Source organism: Kutzneria chonburiensis (assembly GCF_028622115.1).
Taxonomy (GTDB): domain Bacteria; phylum Actinomycetota; class Actinomycetes; order Mycobacteriales; family Pseudonocardiaceae; genus Kutzneria; species Kutzneria chonburiensis.
Genome location: NZ_CP097263.1, coordinates 5,200,559 through 5,217,412 on the forward strand (window position 1 = coordinate 5,200,559; position 16,854 = coordinate 5,217,412).

17 protein-coding genes are annotated in these 16,854 nt (G+C 69.9%); 8 read left to right on the plus strand and 9 right to left on the minus strand.

What is annotated here, in order from left to right; translation table 11 throughout:
* Positions 1-74: 74 nt before the first annotated feature.
* A complete protein-coding gene (locus tag M3Q35_RS23420) occupies positions 75-1,385 on the plus strand; it encodes an MFS transporter (RefSeq protein WP_273944209.1) in 1,311 nt (436 codons plus the stop codon).
* 40 nt (positions 1,386-1,425) lie between these two features.
* Here the strand turns inward: M3Q35_RS23420 and M3Q35_RS23425 are convergent, their stop codons facing one another.
* Entirely contained in the window at positions 1,426-2,082 is a 657-nt protein-coding gene (locus M3Q35_RS23425; protein ID WP_273944210.1) for an HAD family hydrolase, read from the minus strand.
* 176 nt (positions 2,083-2,258) lie between these two features.
* Here M3Q35_RS23425 and M3Q35_RS23430 point away from each other — a divergent pair, with 176 nt between their 5' ends.
* Positions 2,259-2,447: a hypothetical protein gene (locus M3Q35_RS23430; protein WP_273944211.1), complete on the plus strand. Its 189-nt coding sequence runs from the start codon at positions 2,259-2,261 to the stop codon at positions 2,445-2,447.
* Positions 2,448-2,654: 207 nt separating this feature from the next.
* On the opposite strand, the gene M3Q35_RS23435 is transcribed toward M3Q35_RS23430, so the two are convergent.
* The 3 genes from M3Q35_RS23435 to M3Q35_RS23445 all read right to left on the minus strand — a co-directional run bounded on the left by M3Q35_RS23435 (position 2,655) and on the right by M3Q35_RS23445 (position 4,604).
* Positions 2,655-3,194 carry a regulatory protein RecX gene (locus tag M3Q35_RS23435; protein WP_379794325.1) on the minus strand — a complete coding sequence of 180 codons (540 nt, stop codon included), beginning with the start codon at positions 3,192-3,194 and terminating at the stop codon, positions 2,655-2,657.
* 7 nt (positions 3,195-3,201) lie between these two features.
* Complete coding sequence (recA, locus tag M3Q35_RS23440; RefSeq protein ID WP_273944212.1) at positions 3,202-4,242, minus strand: recombinase RecA; 1,041 nt, start codon at positions 4,240-4,242, stop codon at positions 3,202-3,204.
* Between the two features lie 167 nt (positions 4,243-4,409).
* Positions 4,410-4,604: a DUF3046 domain-containing protein gene (locus M3Q35_RS23445; protein WP_273944213.1), complete on the minus strand. Its 195-nt coding sequence runs from the start codon at positions 4,602-4,604 to the stop codon at positions 4,410-4,412.
* Between the two features lie 842 nt (positions 4,605-5,446).
* Between M3Q35_RS23445 and M3Q35_RS23450 the strand changes: the two genes are divergently transcribed.
* From M3Q35_RS23450 to M3Q35_RS23465, 4 genes are all read left to right on the plus strand, one after another.
* A complete protein-coding gene (locus M3Q35_RS23450; RefSeq protein ID WP_273934356.1) occupies positions 5,447-6,055 on the plus strand; it encodes a cyclodeaminase/cyclohydrolase family protein in 609 nt (202 codons plus the stop codon).
* A complete protein-coding gene (locus tag M3Q35_RS23455; RefSeq protein WP_273934359.1) occupies positions 6,052-6,873 on the plus strand; it encodes a bifunctional 5,10-methylenetetrahydrofolate dehydrogenase/5,10-methenyltetrahydrofolate cyclohydrolase in 822 nt (273 codons plus the stop codon). The genes M3Q35_RS23450 and M3Q35_RS23455 overlap by 4 nt, the downstream gene beginning before the upstream one ends.
* 197 nt (positions 6,874-7,070) lie before the next feature.
* Positions 7,071-7,286 (plus strand): CbtB domain-containing protein, encoded by a 216-nt coding sequence (locus M3Q35_RS23460; protein WP_273934360.1) that lies wholly within the window; start codon positions 7,071-7,073, stop codon positions 7,284-7,286.
* 23 nt (positions 7,287-7,309) lie between these two features.
* A complete protein-coding gene (locus tag M3Q35_RS23465; protein ID WP_273934363.1) occupies positions 7,310-8,149 on the plus strand; it encodes a CbtA family protein in 840 nt (279 codons plus the stop codon).
* Positions 8,150-8,168: 19 nt separating this feature from the next.
* Here the strand turns inward: M3Q35_RS23465 and M3Q35_RS23470 are convergent, their stop codons facing one another.
* Positions 8,169-8,360 (minus strand): hypothetical protein, encoded by a 192-nt coding sequence (locus tag M3Q35_RS23470; RefSeq protein ID WP_273944751.1) that lies wholly within the window; start codon positions 8,358-8,360, stop codon positions 8,169-8,171.
* Between M3Q35_RS23470 and M3Q35_RS23475 the strand changes: the two genes are divergently transcribed.
* Together M3Q35_RS23475 and M3Q35_RS23480 are read left to right on the plus strand one after the other, a co-directional pair.
* Positions 8,286-8,696 (plus strand): histidine phosphatase family protein, encoded by a 411-nt coding sequence (locus M3Q35_RS23475; protein WP_273944430.1) that lies wholly within the window; start codon positions 8,286-8,288, stop codon positions 8,694-8,696. The two genes, M3Q35_RS23470 and M3Q35_RS23475, sit on opposite strands and share 75 nt — an antisense overlap.
* A 137-nt stretch (positions 8,697-8,833) precedes the next feature.
* The gene (locus M3Q35_RS23480; protein WP_273934365.1) at positions 8,834-10,096 is read left to right on the plus strand and encodes a glycoside hydrolase family 27 protein; all 1,263 of its coding nucleotides are present in this window, start codon (positions 8,834-8,836) and stop codon (positions 10,094-10,096) included.
* A 484-nt stretch (positions 10,097-10,580) separates the two neighbouring features.
* On the opposite strand, the gene M3Q35_RS23485 is transcribed toward M3Q35_RS23480, so the two are convergent.
* The 4 genes from M3Q35_RS23485 to M3Q35_RS23500 form a co-directional block, all read right to left on the minus strand.
* A complete protein-coding gene (locus M3Q35_RS23485) occupies positions 10,581-11,849 on the minus strand; it encodes an MFS transporter (protein WP_273934367.1) in 1,269 nt (422 codons plus the stop codon).
* 43 nt (positions 11,850-11,892) lie between these two features.
* On the minus strand, positions 11,893-13,629 hold the full coding sequence (locus tag M3Q35_RS23490; RefSeq protein ID WP_273934368.1) for an Hsp70 family protein: 1,737 nt from the start codon (positions 13,627-13,629) through the stop codon (positions 11,893-11,895).
* Positions 13,630-13,755: 126 nt separating this feature from the next.
* The gene (locus M3Q35_RS23495) at positions 13,756-14,364 is read right to left on the minus strand and encodes a sigma-70 family RNA polymerase sigma factor (RefSeq protein ID WP_273934370.1); all 609 of its coding nucleotides are present in this window, start codon (positions 14,362-14,364) and stop codon (positions 13,756-13,758) included.
* A gap of 778 nt (positions 14,365-15,142) precedes the next feature.
* Complete coding sequence (locus tag M3Q35_RS23500) at positions 15,143-16,819, minus strand: chitinase (RefSeq protein ID WP_273934372.1); 1,677 nt, start codon at positions 16,817-16,819, stop codon at positions 15,143-15,145.
* Between the last annotated feature and the right edge of the window lie 35 nt (positions 16,820-16,854).

Genomic DNA, 16,854 nt, shown 5'->3' on the forward strand with positions numbered 1-16,854 from the left:
CAACACCCCGCAGCGCCAGGCCGTGACCTGATCAAACCTCCGCGGCGCCGGGCGGATGCAGCTACCTTGGGCTGATGTTCCGCTCGGTGCTGGCGGTCGCGGACTTCCGCTGGCTGTGGGCCGGCGAGGCGCTGTCGCAGGCCGGCGACCAGCTGGCCCGGGTCGCCCTCGCCGTACTCGTGTTCCAGCGGACCTCCTCCCCCGCACTCACAGCCCTGTCCTACGCCCTCACCTTCGTGCCCACGCTCATCGGCGGAGCCCTCCTCGGCTGGATCGCCGACCGCGTCGCCCGGCGCACCGTGATGGTCGTCTGCGACCTCTCCCGAGCCCTCCTCGTCGCCACGATGGCCGTGCCCGGCATGCCCCTGCCCGTCCTCTACCTCCTGCTCGTCGCCGTCACCCTCCTCGGCGGTCCCTTCCGCGCCGCCCAACAGGCCCTGCTCCCCGACCTCCTGTCCGGCGAGCTCTACGTCTCCGCCCTGGCCCTACGCGGCATGACCATCCAGTCCGCCCAGCTAGCCGGCTTCGCCTGCGGCGGCGTCCTCGTCGCGGCCCTGACCCCGTACTGGGCCCTGGTGGTCGACGCCGCCACGTTCCTCGCTTCGGCCCTCCTGGTCCGTACGGGCGTCCGCCACCCCGCCGCCATCTCGCCACCCACGTCCTGGGCCTCACCCACCGGTGCCCAGTCCTCGCCCACGGCACCATCCCCCGGTGCCCAGCACGCTCGCGGCGACTCCCGCTCCGCACGCACTCGGTCGCTTCCGGTTTCCCGCCGGGCCGCGGGTGGATCGGTGCGGGCGGGCGTCCGGGTGGTGTTCGGCGATCCGGCGGTGCGGGCACTGGCGGTGCTGAGCTGGCTGGCGGGCTTCTACGTGGTGCCGGAAGGGCTGGCCGCGCCCTACGCGGCGGCGATCGGGACTGGGACGGTGGGGGTGGGTCTGCTGATGGCGGCGGACCCGGCGGGGTCGGTGATCGGGGCGTTTGTGCTGGCGCGGTGGATCCCGGAACGCCTTCGACCACGGCTGCTCGGATTGCTAGCGGTGCTAGCCGGCCTGCCGCTGCTAGCTTGCGCGGTCCAACCAGGCCTGGCTGTTTCGCTAGCAGCGCTAGCGCTGTCGGGGGCGCTGGCGCAGGCCTATCAGACCCAGGACACGGCTTCCCTGGCCCGCGCGGTGCCGAGCGCGGGTCGGGCGCAGGTGATGGGCATCGTCGTCAGCGGACTCGTGACGGTGCAAGGCATCGGCGTCATGGTTGCCGGCCTGCTGGCCGACCTGATCGGCACACCGCTGACCATCGGCCTGGCCGGACTCACCGGCATGGCGGTAGGGGTGCCGGCTGCCCTGTCCTGGCACCGCGCCACTCGCCGATCAACGCCTAACGCCTGAAGCGAGCCCCTGATCCGTAAGCGCTCACCGATGCCCGCCGTTATCCGTCGATCAGTGCCAGGGCTTCGGGAATGGAGTCGGTGATGGGCACGCCGGCGGACTCCAGCCGCGAACGCGGCATCATGCCGGTCGTCACCAGCACGCACTGGGCACCGACCTGGGCCGCGGCTTCGGCGTCGTCGACGACATCGCCGATCAGGATGACCTCGGCGGGGTCGAGGTCCTGGGCCTTGAGGTGCTCGACGAGATGGGTGGCCTTGGAGCCGCCCATGTTGTAGCCGCGCAGTCCGTCGACCCGGTTGAACAGGTCGGTCAGGCTCATTTTTCCGATCAGCGGCACGAGCTCGTCATGGAACCACATGGACAGCAGCGACTGGGTCCGGCCGGCATCACGCCACTGGTGCAGCAGGTCGGGCACACCGGTCGCCAAGCCGCACGTGTCCAGCTCCAGGCGGTAGGCGGTGTGGTAGTGCTGGTCGATGACATCCCAGTCGGCCGTGGTCAGCGCCTGACCCAACACCTTCTCGTAGCAGGCGAGGATCGGCCGGCTGAACACGGCGCGCCACTCGTCCAGCGTGACCGCGGCCCGGCCGTACTGTGCGCACACGGAGTTAACGGCTGCCAACACTGCGTGGTTGTCGTTCAGGAGGGTGCCGTTCCAGTCCCACACCACATGCCGTGCCCGCAGCTTTGTCACCGCGCCAGCCTACGTAATACGAGGCCAGGTCCGGGGCCCCCGCGCAGTGAAACCGGTCGCTCCCACCGCGACATCGGCCCAGTTCTTTCCTCCCTCCGGGTGAAGTCCGTGACTTTCGGCGGACCGATCCGTGGTGGCGCTGAGCACATCCGGCTCCGGCCGCGTAGATGAACGACATGAGCAGCGATGACCCGGACACCATCCGCTTTCACCGCTTCGTGCCGCCCGAGGAGGGCGACGAGATCGAGGCGCAGGCCCAGTTCTTCGGCATGACCGTTGACCAGATGTTCCAGGACACCGAGACCACGGTCATGATGCGCGGCGGCCGCCACCAGGCCATGCACGAGTTCCGCTGGCAGCGCTGAACCCACGACGGCCTCACGGCCAGTTCGGCACCGGTGGCCCGGCTTCCGCCCCGGCGTCACACCCAGCGGTCCTGGCACCAACACCAGCGCGGCTAACCGCGTCGGCAGCGGTCGCCGGCTACGGCCTGGCACCGCGGGGAGCACGCCCCGAACCGTGCTGCCCCATCACCGGTGTCATCCAGCGGCTCCTTGGCATGTCCCCAGGGATCAGAAGTCGTCGCTGGGACCGCCGGAAGTGCCGTCGCGGCTCAGTTCCTCGCGGACGACCTTGATGGCCATGCCCTCCGCGTAACCCTTGCGGGCCAGCACACCGACCAAGCGGCGGAGCTTGGTGGTGTCGTCGACCCGGGCGACCGACGGCAGTTTGCGGCGGACGAGTTCACGGGCCCGCTCGAGCTCACTGTCCTCGTTGACGGCAGCGGCGGCCTGGGCGGCCACCGAGTCGTCGACGCCCTTGCGGCGCAACTCGTTCACCAGTGCCCGCCGGGACAGGCCCTTGTGGCTGTGGCGCGACGCCACCCACTCGTGGGCGAACGCCTCGTCATCGATCAGACCGGCCCGGTCCAGGCGGCCGAGCACCAGCTCGGCCACCTCCTCCTCGAACTCCTTGCGGGCCATGGCCTGCCTCAGCTCGGTACGAGACCGCGCCCGCACGCCGAGCATCCGCACACAGAGATCCTGCGCCCGGCGCACCTCCGGTGCGTCACGCACCGCGGGGGTCTCGCCGGACGCCTCCTGCTCCGACACCGCCAGCTCAGAAGTCGACCGGCGCCGGCGCGTCCTCCGCGTCCAGCTTGGCGCCGATACCGAGCTTCTCCTTGATCTTCTTCTCGATCTCGTTGGCCACGTCCGGGTTCTCCAGCAGGTACTTGCGGGCGTTCTCCTTGCCCTGGCCCAGCTGGTCGCCCTCGTACGTGTACCAGGCGCCGGACTTGCGCAGGATGCCCTGCTCCACGCCCATGTCGATCAGCGAGCCCTCCCGGCTGATGCCGTGGCCGTACAGGATGTCGAACTCGGCCTGCTTGAACGGCGGGGCCACCTTGTTCTTGACCACCTTGACCCGGGTCCGGTTGCCGACCGCGTCGCCGCTGTCCTTGAGCGTCTCGATCCGGCGCACGTCCAGGCGGACCGAGGCGTAGAACTTCAGCGCCTTGCCACCGGTCGTGGTCTCCGGCGAGCCGAACATGACGCCGATCTTCTCGCGCAGCTGGTTGATGAAGATCGCGGTGGTGTTCGAGTTGTTCAGGGCACTGGTCATCTTGCGCAGCGCCTGGCTCATCAGGCGGGCCTGGAGGCCGACGTGGTTGTCGCCCATCTCGCCCTCGATCTCGGCCCGCGGCACCAGGGCGGCCACCGAGTCGATCACCAGGATGTCCAGCGCGCCCGAGCGGACCAGCATGTCCGCGATCTCCAGCGCCTGCTCACCGGTGTCCGGCTGGGAGACCAGCAGGCCGTCGGTGTCGACACCGAGCGCCTTGGCGTAGTCCGGGTCCAGCGCGTGCTCGGCGTCGATGAAGGCGGCGATGCCGCCGTTGCGCTGCGCGTTGGCCACCGCGTGCAGCGCGACCGTCGTCTTACCGGAGGACTCCGGGCCGTAGACCTCGACGACCCGGCCGCGCGGCAGGCCGCCGATGCCCAGCGCCACGTCCAGCGCGATGGAGCCGGTCGGGATCACCTCGATGGGCGCCCGGCCCTCCTGGCCGAGGCGCATCACCGAGCCCTTGCCGAAGTTCTTGTCGATCTGGGCCAGGGCGAGCTCGAGCGCCTTGTCCTTGTCCGGTGCTGCTGGTGCCATGGGAAGTCCACCTCTGTCTGTCTGGCGTGGCCCGCTTGTCCCAGGGCCCGCCGCCGGTTGTCGTCACCGAGGACGCTACGGGGAGGGTCTGACAATTTCGGCGACCCGCTGACCCCCAGGCTAGCCGAACACCTGTTCGAGGGAAAACCGACACGCCGTCCTCGCTGTCAGCGCCGCTCGACCGGGACGTCGAACGCCTCGCACACCGCCCGCCAGATCGTCCTGGCCGGCACGCCGGCCTCCAACGCCTGGTCCACGGTCATCCCGTCCAGCTCGGAAAACACGTGGTCGCGGGCGATCATCTCGGACCGGACCCGGCCGAACTCGCCGGCCATCAGGGCCCGGAAGGCAGTGATACGCATCGTGGTCAACCCTACGCCGACAGCAAATTGCAGAAAGTAGGGACCGAGGGCTTCCCTGCCCCGCGAAACACGCTATCCTTGAGACGGGCCCGTGATCCCCCCGACCTCAGCAGTTGGAAACTCACGGCGGAGCGCCGCAGTCGACCCCCAGGGCTGCGGCGCTCTCTATTACATGGCGCCGCCTCCGGCGGCGCGGGCTCGGCCCCTTTGGGGCCCCTGCCTCGCCCTTGCTGGATTTTTCGAGGCCCGCATCGGCTTGTGCGGTGGGGCGCGTTGGGTGGCGGACCTCGAAAAATCCAGCAACCGGGCGAAGCAGGGGCGGGGCCGAGCCGACTTCGGGGTGCAGGTCGGGGCCCGTGACAAGCCCAGGTGGCTGGGGACATGCCTGGTGGACCGGCGAGGCAAGCCATCAGGTCCGTGCTCGCGGCACCGAACGCAACCAACACCGCTTCGTGGCCCTCCGCCTCAAGCCAGCACGGCACCACACCCGCATTCGTGGCGGCGAACGCTACGAACGGCGCTTTCGTGGCGTTCGGCATCGCACGCCTCACCGAGCGGGCGCGCCACTACATCCACTTTCGTTGCGCCAGAGGCGATGAACGCCGCTTTCGTAGCGGCCACCCCAGCCAGCTGGTCCCTGCCCTGGCCGCCACCACATCCACTTTGGTGGCTTCTGGCGCAACGAATGGGCTCCTGGTTGGGGCATTGCGGGCAGGGAGTGAGGGGTCGAGCGGTCGGAAGAGGGCACGAAAGTGGATTCGCGGGGCGTCCGAGGGCGGAAAACCCGGGGATCGGGGCGGCAGTGCCACTTTCGGGGGTGCGAGCGGTTCTAGTCTTGATCCATGCGGGAGCAGACGATCGGGCGCTGGCTGGACGACCTCGCCTCGGGCGCGCCGGCGCCGGGCGGTGGAGCGGTGGCGGCGATGCACGCGGCGATGGGCGCGGGCCTGGTGTCGATGGTGTGTGAGCTGACCATCGGCCGCCCCAGGTACGCGCAGCACGAGCCGACGATGCGAGAAGTGCTCGCACAGGCCGGTGAATGCCGGCAGCGGGCGATTGACCTCGCGGAGGCGGACGCGCTGGCGTTCACCGGGGTCACGGACGCCTACCGGCTGCCGAAGGCCACCGAGGAGGAGAGGACGGCCCGCAGCGCGGCGATCCAGGCAGCCCTGGCGCAGGCGGCTGACGTGCCGTTGCGGACGGCGGTGCTGGCGGCCGAGATCCTTGAGCTGGCAAGGAAGATCCGACCGGGCGCCAACGTGAACGTGCTGTCGGACGTGGCGGTGGCCGCGGTGTCGGCGCGCGCGGCCATGCAGGCGGCGGCGGTGAACGTGGCGGTGAACCGGGCGTCGATGACCGACGTAGTCGCCCGAGCCCGACTGGAAACGGAACTGGCCCGTATCAGCGACGAGGTCGCCGCGGCCGAGAAGTTCATCGAGGAGCTGGCATGACCCTCATCGACGGCCGCGCGCTGGCCGCCGCCATCCGCACTCAGGTCACTGCGGACGCGGCCCGGCTGCGGGACAGTGGCACCATCCCGACGCTGGCGATCGTCGTCCCCACCGACGACGAGGCCACAGCCTGGTACGTCCGCTCCATCGTGCGCACGGCGGAGAAGGTCGGCGTGGCGGTGCGGGTGGTCGACGAGCGCGAGCTGCTGGGCCCGTGCCTGGCCGAGCTGTCGGCCGACCCGACGGTGCACGGCGTGATCTGCCAGACGCCGCTGCCGCCGGGCGTGACCCGCGACGAGATCGCCCAGCACATCGACCCGGCCAAGGACGTGGACGGCGCGAACCCGACCAGCCTCGGCCGGCTGGCGGCGGGTCTGCCGGCGTTCGCGCCGGCGACGGCACAGGCGGTGGTGGAGCTGCTGCACGCCCACGGCACGACGCTGGCCGGCGCGGACGTCGTGGTGGTCGGCCGCAGCACTGTGGTCGGCAAGCCGGCGGCGCTGCTGCTGCTCGCCGAGAACGCGACGGTGACGGTGTGCCACTCCCGCACGAAGGACCTGGCGGTGCAGACCAGCCGGGCCGACGTCGTGGTGGCGTGCGCCGGCAGCGCGCACGTGCTCGGCGCGGCGCACATCCGGCCGGGCGCGGTGGTGATCGACGTCGGCACGAATCCGACGACCGACGGCGGCCTGGTCGGCGACGTGGACACCGCCGCGGTGGAGCCGATCGCGGAGGCGATCACGCCGGTACCGGGAGGTGTCGGGCCGGTGACGACCGCGCTGCTGCTGCGCAACGTTGTGTCGGCAGCTTCACAGTGATCTCATACGCCCTGCTCGGCGGATTGACGTGCGCCGATCCAGGTCCGTAGTGTCCCGCGCTGAGTGATGGAGTGCGTAAGCCGGTGGAATTCCGGCGCGGTCGCGCCACTGTGTGCCCGGTTCTCCGGGTGAGCCAGACACCACGCCATCTCCTGCCCCACCAACGAACGGGACGCACGATCCCCGAAGGAGGCTCCATGAGCACCGTTTCCGCGACCACCGCCGTTCCGACGCCGGTCGTCCTGCCGCTCCCGAAGGCCATGCTGTGGCTGAGCGGCACCGTGCTCCTCGCGCTGGCCCTGTACTACTTCATCGGCATCGACCAGGGCGCCACCTCGGTGTTCGGCGACAACATGTACATCCACGAGTTCGTGCACGACGCGCGCCACTTCCTCGGCTTCCCCTGCCACTGACCATCAAGGCAGGACAACCGAACATGGAAAAACGAATCATCCTGCGGGGCGTGCTGGTCGGCGCCCTGGCCGGGCTGCTGGCGTTCGTCTTCGCCCGGATCTTCGCCGAGCCGCAGATCCAGGCCGCGATCGACTACGAGAGCGGTCGTGACGAGGCCCAGGCGGCGCTGGACAAGGCCGCCGGCCTGCCGGTCGGCGACGAGGGGCCGGAGATCTTCACCCGGGCGATCCAGGCCAATGTCGGCATCGGTGTCGGCATCGTGCTGTTCGGCGTGGCCATGGGCGCGTTCTTCGCCGTGGCCTACGCGGTCTGCCTCGGCCGGGTCGGCAACCTGCGGCCCCGCACGCTGTCGGTGCTGGTGGCCGGCGGCGGCTTCCTCGGCATCTACCTGGTGCCGTTCGTGAAGTACCCGGCCAACCCGCCGTCGATCGGCCACGGTGCGACCATCGGCGTCCGCGGCGCGCTGTACGTGGTGATGATGGTCTGCTCGGTGGCGTTCCTGATCGGGGCCGTGGTGCTGGGCAAACGGTTGGCCCGGCGCTTCGGCAACTGGAACGCGACATTGCTAGCGGCGCTAGCTTTCGTCGTGGTGATCGGTGTCGTCATGGCGCTGTTGCCGTCGCTGGGCGAGCTCGCCGCCAACGTGCGCGACTACGGCGAGCAGGCCACCGAGACGCCACAGCCGCTGCGCAATCCCGCCGGGCAGATCGTCTATCCCGGCTTCCCGGCCGATGTGCTGTGGGACTTCCGCTTCTACTCGATCGCCGCGCAGGCGATCATGTGGGCGGCGATCGGCCTGCTGTTCGCGCCGTTGGCCGAGCGGCTGTTGGCCCCCAAGGCCGAGCAGGTGGCGGCGTCCTGAACCGGCTTTTCCTGGTCTGTCACGGCGCCACCGAGGCCGTACGGCAGGCTCGCTTTCCCGCCGACGAGCCGTTGTCGCGACGGCCGGCGGCGTTGGCCGGACCGGCCCGTTTGGACGGTCTCAGCCGGGGCCGGAGCTGCGCTGCGCGCAGACCGCTGAGGCCCTCGGCTGGGACGCCGTCGTCGACGAGTCCCTCGCCGATCTCGATCACGGCTCGTGGCGCGGCCGGTCCTTGGCCGAGATCGACCAGCACGACCTGTCGGCATGGATGACCGATCCCGACGCCGCCCCGCATGGCGGCGAGCCCGTCAGTGCCGTGCTCAAGCGCGTCGCCTCGTGGCTGGACCGCCAGGCCGACGTCGGCCGCGTCGGCGTCGTCACCTCGCCGTCCGTGATCCGGGCGGCAGTCCTAGCGACGCTAGGCGCCCCCGCCGCCGCATTCTGGCGGGTCGACATCTCACCGCTGACCGTCACGCAGCTCACCGGCACCACCGGCCGATGGACCGTCCGCGAGACCGGGCTTCCGCTCCAGGAAGCCGGGGGCTAGCCGGACCACGTCCGCCCACCTACACTGCAAACGTTTCCAGCTTGTTGCAGCGCCGCCGCCGCACTACCTGGTAGGAGGGTGTTGTGCGTCGGTGGGCAGTGGGGCTAGCGGTGCTAGGACTTCTAGCGGTGACACCGGTGGCGAACGCGGAGGACAACGGGCTGGCCAAGAAGCCGCCCATGGGGTGGAGCAGCTGGAGCTTCGTGCGGAAGGCGCCGTCCGCCGCCAAGATCGAGGCGCAGGCCGATGCGATCAAGAGCTCGGGGCTGGCGCAGCACGGGTTTGAGTACGTCAACCTGGACGACTTCTGGATGAAGTGCGACGGGAACGGGCCGACCGTGGACGCGAACGGGCGGTGGGTGGTCGACACGGCGAAGTTCCCGGACGGGATGAAGGCGGTGGCGGATCACGTCCACGCTGACGGGCTGAAGTTCGGGCTGTACGTGACGCCGGGCATCCCGGAGAACGCGGTGAGGAACAACAGCGCGATCGCGGGAACGGCATACCACGCCAAGGACATCGCGGTCACCACGACGTCGGAGAAGAACTACAACTGCAAGCACATGTACGGGATCGACTACAGCAAGCCCGGTGCGCAGCAGTACATCGACTCCTGGGCGAAGGAGTTCGCGGACTGGGGCGTGGACTACCTGAAGATCGACGGGGTTGGCAGCCCGGACATCCCGGACGTCAAGGCGTGGTCGCAGGCCCTGCGGAACTCGGGTAGGCCGATCCACTACGAGCTGTCCAACAACCTGGCGATCGCGGACGCGAACACGTGGCGGCAGTACGCGAACGGCTGGCGGACGCAGGGCGACGTGGAATGCTACTGCGGCGCAAATGGGGCAAGTTTTCCTTTGACGGACTGGAAACACGTGTCAGCGAGGTTCGACACGGCGGCGAGCTGGCAGCAGTACGCCGGGCCGGGCGGCTGGAACGACCTGGACTCGCTGGAGATCGGCAACGGCGACAACACCGGTCTGACCAGCGACCAGCGCCGCAGTCACCTGACGCTGTGGGCGATGGCGGCGGCGCCGCTGCTGCTGGGCACGGATCTGACCCACCTGGACGCGACCGACAAGGCGATGCTGACCAACGACTCCGTGCTGGGCGTCGACCAGGACGCGATCGCCGCGAAGCGCCTGACCAAGTCGGGCAACACCCAGGTGTGGACCAAGAAGGAGCCCTCCGGCGCCTACGTCGTGGCCCTGTTCAACACCGGGACCAGCGGCAGCCAGACGATCACCGTGGACTGGCAGCAGGTGGGCATCACCACGGGCGCGGCCGCGGTCACGGATCTCTGGGCGCAGAAGGCCAAGGGCACGATCAAGGGCAGCTACAGCGCGACGCTGCGCCCGGGCGAGACGCGGCTCATCCGGGCGGTGCCGGCGAATTCCTGACGCAGAGCTGGGGACCGGATCAGGTCGGCCACCGTGTGCAGGGCGCGGTGGCCGACCGCCGGATACCGGCGCCGTGGGGTGGGCGGGTGGGGAAGAGGATGAGCCGGGCGGCACCGGCGGCACGGTCGAAGGCGGCCGCAGTCCGAGTGGGCGGACGCCAGGGAAGTGGCCGCCGGCGCCACAGAGGTGCGGCGGCGCGGGCAGGTAGAGAACAGGTGGCAGCGGGATAAAGCGCGACGACACCGGCAGGTGAGGCGGGCGGCGGGATCGAAGGGCGGCAGCGCGGGTGGGTGGCGCGGGCGGCGGCAGAACCGAAGAGCAGCGACACCGATAGGCAGAACGGGCGGCGGCGGGACCGAAGAGCAGCGACACCGATAGGCAGAGCGCGCGGCGGCGGGACCGAAGAGCAGCGGCACCGATAGGCAGAGCGCGCGGCGGCGGGATCGAAGGGCGGCGGCGCGGGTGGGGTGGGGAGGGCGTGGCGCTAGAGGGCGGCGGTGGGGGTGGGCGGGGTGGGTTGCAGGTGAACTGCCTCTGGGGGCGGGGCTACGGGGCGCAGAGTGGTGCCCATGCAGGCCATGAGCAACGGCAAGGCGGCGAAGCCTACGACCAGGCCGAGGGCGGTGAAAGACCAGGTGCTCATGATGACTCCGGCGAGGAGGCCGCCGGAGGCGCCGCCGAGGTTGAGGACGAGGTCGGCGAGGCCCTGGGTGGAAGGGCGGAGGGCCACGGGGACGGACTCGGTCAGCAACGCGCCCCCGGCTACTACGCCGGCGGACCAACCGCAGCCGAGCATGATCATGCCGAGGGCCATCTGGGGCGCATCGTGGGAAGAAGCCATGCCGCAGACGCCGGCGCCGGCTACGACGAGGGCGGCGCCGAGGGCGAGTACGGGGACGCGGCCGATGCGGTCGGCCAGAACGCCGAAAAGGGGGCTGGCGGCGTACATGCCGGCTACGTGAACGCTGACGACCATGCCGACGACGACAAGGGTGGAACCGCCGCCGGTCATCTGGACGGGCATCATCGACATCATGCCGGTCATCGCGGTGTTGCACAGGGCAACACCTAGCAGTGCTAGGCGGACGTTCGGACCGATCGCCGACCAGACCTCGGCCCGGGTGTGCCGGCGGGGCAGCTCGGAAGCCCCTACGCCGCAACAACTGTCGCCGACGACCACGGCGACTCGACCGGCCAGCAAGGGATCCGGTCGCAGGCCGAAGAGCAGGCCGATACCGGCAACGGTGAAAGCTAGCGACGCTAGCAAAAAGGGTGACGGTACGACGGCGGCCAGGTTGGGTGCCGCGATCACGCCTAGCGTCGTCGCCCAGACCACTGTGGACATTGCGCCGGCCCGACGGCCGGGATGGGCCAGGTCCCCGGCGGCGTACCGAGCGGCCAAGGTCGCCGCGGTGCCGCCGCCGAAGGCCACCAACGACAACAGCAAAAACGGCCACGAGCCGACAGCCGACGCGAAAGCGCAACCAACGCCGCCCAACGCCCCGACCCCGTACGCCGAGGCCAACGCCCGACGCCGCCCGAACCGACCGGCGACCAACGCCACCGGCACGGCCGACAACGCCGCCCCGACGGCGATCGCCGTCGCCCCCAACCCGCCGACGGCCACCGAGCCGGACAGCGTCGTCGCCGTCAAGGCGCCGAGCATGATGCCGATCCCCACGCCGATCGACCCGACGGCCTGGGTGCCGACAAGGAATCCGATGACCCTGCGCTGCGCGGGATGGCGGTCCACCATTCGATCGTCACACGCCGCGACCATCGCCGTAGACGTCCGATCAGGTGCCGGGCTGTACCGAATGCTCGAACGTCTCCGCCGCCTTGGCTGCGGTCAGTGAGCTCGGGTCAGCAGTGGCCGGCGCGGTGAGCACGCCGACGAGCGGCCGGTCCGACACCGTGAACGCGACGACGCCGACGCCGCTGACGCCAACCGACCAGTACTCGCCGCGCAGGCCATTGCCCGCCCACAGCGCACGGATCGTGGTGGCGTTGGTGTAGCCGCCGATCAGATCATGCACCTTCGTGTCCCTCTCCTCGAGCGAAGCCGTCTGGGTATAGACCACGGTCCGCCCGTCGATGTGACACGTGACGCTGGCCAACCCGGTCACCGCGACCCCGCTGCCGTCGTACCCGGCCTGGCAGTCGCCCTGGTCGGCGACGGGTCCGGCGAGCTGGCGGGTGCAGTTGGTGAAGCCCTTGCCGTCGGGCGATCCGGGCGTGCCGCTGCAGTCGGCGGCGCTGGGGAACCGCGACGGGCTGGCCACCAGGAAGCCGCCGAGCACGACAAGAGCCACCAGGACGATTGCGCCCAACGCCACCATCGTCGCTTTCGATGCGCCCTTGGAGGCGGGCGCCGGCGCGGGCCCGGCCAGCTGCGGGAACTGGGCACCGGCCATGAAGTCGCCGGTGGTCGGGTACCGCGGCGAAGAAGGTGCCGAAACCTGAGTCCTGATCGTCACGCCGTCCCGCGGCACGAGATGCGCGCCCGACGCGACGGCCGTCTCCGGCTGGTCCAGGCTGACCGGGGCAACCCGCAGCCGCTCCCCGATCAACGCGCCCACCAACGGCATCCGGCTCGCCCCACCGACCAGGTAGATGCCGGCCAACGACATCGGGTGCACGCCACTGGCGGCGATGGTCGACGACAGCAGCTCGATGCTGCGCGTGAGGCTGGGCCGGATCAGCGCCTCCAGCTCCGGCCGGGTGACCGTCACGTCGGCGAACGGCTCCGGCATCGGCACCACGGTCTGCGGGTGCCGCGACAGCGCCTCCTTGGCCGCCCGCACGTCCTCGACCAGCGCCCGCTGGGCCCGACGGTCGGCAGTGGACTCGGGCCGAAGCAACTGCTGCCACCGAGCGGCGTCGCGGTTGGACACCTGCCGGCCGACGTACTCCAACAGCAGCTGGTCCATGTCGGTGCCGCCGAGATCGGCCAGGCCGTCCGAGGCCTGCACGGTGAACCCGCCGGGCGTCGCGGCGACCACGGCGACGTCGAACGTGCCGGAACCGAGGTCGTAGACGGCGAGCGAGCTGCCCGGGGCGAGGCGGTTGAAGTGCGCGGCGGCGGCGACCGGCTCGGGGACCATCACGATGTTGCCGGTCATCCCGGCGAGCCGCCCGGCCGACATGAGGGTGTTGCGCCGCGCGGCGCCCCAGTTGGCGGGGTGGGTGAGCCGGAACTCGTCCGGCAGCGCGCCGCCGAGCTGGCGCACGGTCTCGTCGAGCACCCGCCGCAGCACGGCCGCGAGCGCGTCGGTGACCGGGACGACGCTGCCGCCGAGCAGCAGAGCGCCGTCGTCGATGCGGCGCTTCGGCGTGGGCTCGAAGCGCGTGGGGTCCATCCGGGCCTGCCGCTCGGCGTCCCGGCCGACGAGGATCACGCCGTCCTCGTCGGCGTAGACAGCCGACGGCATGGTGGCCGCGCCGTCGACCTCGACGACGCGGGGTTGCTGGCCGGGCACCGCGAGCACCGCCACCGTGTTCGACGTCCCCACGTCGATCGACAACACCCGCACGCGTGCCCCCTTGCTCTGGCTTCGCGCAGATGCTGCCACACGGATCGATGCTCAGCGCACCGGTTGACCAAGCCCGTCACGAACCCGATGGGATGACACTCCCTCACCCCATCGGGGGCCCGACCTTCAGAACTCCTTCGTGCTGCCGACCAGCTTGCGCAGCCTGGTCAGCGCCCGGTGCTGAGCCACCCGAACCGCACCCGGGGTGGACCCGACCAGGTCGGCGGTCTCCTCGGCGGACAGGCCGACGACCACCCGCAGCACCACGATCTCGCGCTGCTTGTCGGACAGGACCGCGAGCAGCCTGTCCATGTTGCTCTTCAACTCGTCCTGCAGCACCCGCTGCTCCGGGCCGGCGACCGTCTCCGGCCGGTCCGGCACCTCGGGCACCGGCAGCGACTTGTTGCGGGCCGCCGCCCGGTGGGCGTCGGCGACCTTGTGCTGCGCGATGCCGTACACGAAGGCCAGGAACGGCTGACCCTGGTCCCGATAGGACGGCAACGCCGAGATGACCGACAGGCAGACCTCCTGCACCACGTCGTCCGCCGAGGCGAACGAGCGGTCCAGCCGGCCGATCCGGGCCCGGCAGTACCGCAGCACGATCGGCCTGATCGATTCGAGAACCCGTTGCGTGGCAACCGGATCACGGTTGACCGCGGCATCGACGAGCTGCCGGAACTGCTCGTCCTGCGGACCGTAGGCGGCGACCGGCTTCGGCGCGACCTCGGCCCCCACAGGCAGAACCTGTGCCAAGTTATTCATCTGTCCCCGCACGTGAAATTGGGTGATGATCCGACCTTCGACGGAGAATCGACGTCGAATCAAGTTGCGTACTGCGTCAGTGCACCCCACGCGCCGGTGAAATCAGGCCGTCTCCGCCGTGGCCGACGACCCGAACACCCCCGACACCCCTTGCCCCGTGCTGTCACGCTCGTTCGGTGCCATTCCCAGAGCCCCGATCGGGCGTTACGCGTCCGGTCGTCGTCCCACCGACTTCCTTGGCGCACCGATGACGCTAACGCTGCGTGGCTGGCCTCACAAGCACCCTGGGAAACTTTCCAGGAATGGATCCGCACTGGTGAACACGCCACTACCGACCGTGAGGAGTACGCAGTCTTCGGCCGGTCGGTCCAGGGTGGCTCGTGCAGACACACCAGAAAAACGTGCACCGAGCCGCCGTCGGACACTCCCGCTTACCAGGGAGAACACGAAACGCAACCGTGACCTTGGCACTGAGCAACCCGGACGGACACGCTCCGGTCACAACCGTCCGTTGTCGTCACAACCACCCACCAGCGTTACGCGTTCGGTCGAACACCGGCCGTAGTCCAACCAGTAAATAGGCATAGAAAAGCCTTTCTGCCTACTCATTGGTAATCAATAATCGGCAGCATTGCCCACTCTTACTCCTTCGATCGAGTGACAACGAAGGGCCCATTCCCCGCGCGAGGAATGGGCCCTTCTCAACAGTCGACACCAGATACGCGTTACCGCCAGTACGGTGTCGAATGTGCTACAGGCTGCCGAAGTGCCCGTGCACCGTGTTGGCGAAGGCGTAGCCGTTGGACGCGTCCCAGTTGATCGACCAGGTCATCGCCCCGCGGATCGTGGGGTACGTGGCCGACGGGTGGAAGCTGCCGCAGTTGGCCCCCTTGGCCAGGCAGTCCAGCCCGGCGTTGACGGTGGACGGGGACATGTAGCCGCCGCCCGCGGCCGAGCTCGAGGCCGGCAGGCCGAGGCCGACCTGGTCGGCCCGCAGACCGCCCTGGAGCTGGATGCAGGCCAGCGCGGTCAGGAAGTTCTCCGTGCCCTGCGAGTAGACGCCCTGGTCGCAGCCGTTCATCGAACCCGAGTTGTAGTACTGCATGTTGACGATGGTCAGGATGTCCTTGATGTTGAGCGCCAGCTGGAAGTACGCCATGCCGGTGGACTGCATGTCGATGGTCTGCGGGGCCAGCGTCACGATGAAGCCGGCGCCGACCTTGCTCCCCAGCGAGTGCAGCGCCTGGCCCATGTAGGTGGCGTTGACGCCGTTCTCCAGGTCGATGTCGATGCCGTCGAAGCCGTAGCGCTGGATGATCGAGTAGGCGCTGTTGGCGAAGTTGGTCGCGGCCGACGAGTCGCCGACGCTGATGGTGCCGTTCTGGCCGCCGACCGACAGGATCACCTTCTGGCCGCGGGAGTGCAGGGTGGCGATGTCCGCGGTGAACTGCGCGTCGGTGTAGCCGCCGAGCTGGCCCGACAGCCCCGAGTCGAGGGTGAAGGAGATGGCGCCCGGGGTGCCCGTCGCGTCGGCGAAGGCCACCGCGACCAGGTCGTACGTGGTCGGCACGTCGGCCAGCTTCAGGGCCTTGGCGCCGTTGTAGAAGTTCTGCCAGTAGCCGGTCAGCACGTGCGTGGGCAGCGAGCCGCCGGGGTTGCCGCCACCGCCGGCCTTGGTCGTGGCGCTGATCGTGCCGGACTTCGGCGACTCGCCGACCGAGTTGTACGCCGACACCGCGTACTGATAGGTGGTCGAGGCGGCCAGGCCGGTCGCGGTGTAGCTGGTGCCGGACACGGAAGCGACCTTGCTGCCGTTCTGGTACACGTTGTAGCCGCTCACGTCACCGGAGGACGCCGTCCAGGCCAGCGACACGCTCGACGACGTCTGGCTGGGCGAGCTCAGGCCGGTCGGCGCGGCCGGCGCCGTCGGGGTGCCGCCACCACCGCCGGGGCCGCTGAGCACGAAGTCGTCGGCGTAGTACGTGGGCTGCCCGTACCAGCCGTGGATGTAGACGGTGACGCTCGTGGTGCTGGCGCCGGTGGTGAAGCTGGTCGACAGCTGCGTGTAGCTGCCGGAGACCGTCCAGGTCTGCGGGTCGGTGCCGCCCGTGCCGGTGGCGCCGAGGTAGATGTAGCTGCCCTGAACGTAGGCGGACAGCGTGTACGCGGAGTTCGGCAGCACTGTGACTCTCTGGCTGCACTGCGCGTAGTCCTGGCCGGCCGGGGTGGCCGCGAGCGCGTACGAGCCGCTGTGCACCGGGCTGCCCACTGTGGTCGCGCCGCTGCACGTCCAGCCGCTGGTGTTGCCGGCCTCGAAGCCCGGGTTGGCAAGCAGGTTCGACGCCGCCGAAGCAGGGGCGGCGGCGCCGAGCACGACGGTGGCGGCGGCGACCGCTCCGACTAACCAGCGTGTCCACTTCCGTGACATAGCTGCTACCTCCATGCGCAGGGGTGGCGGCCTGG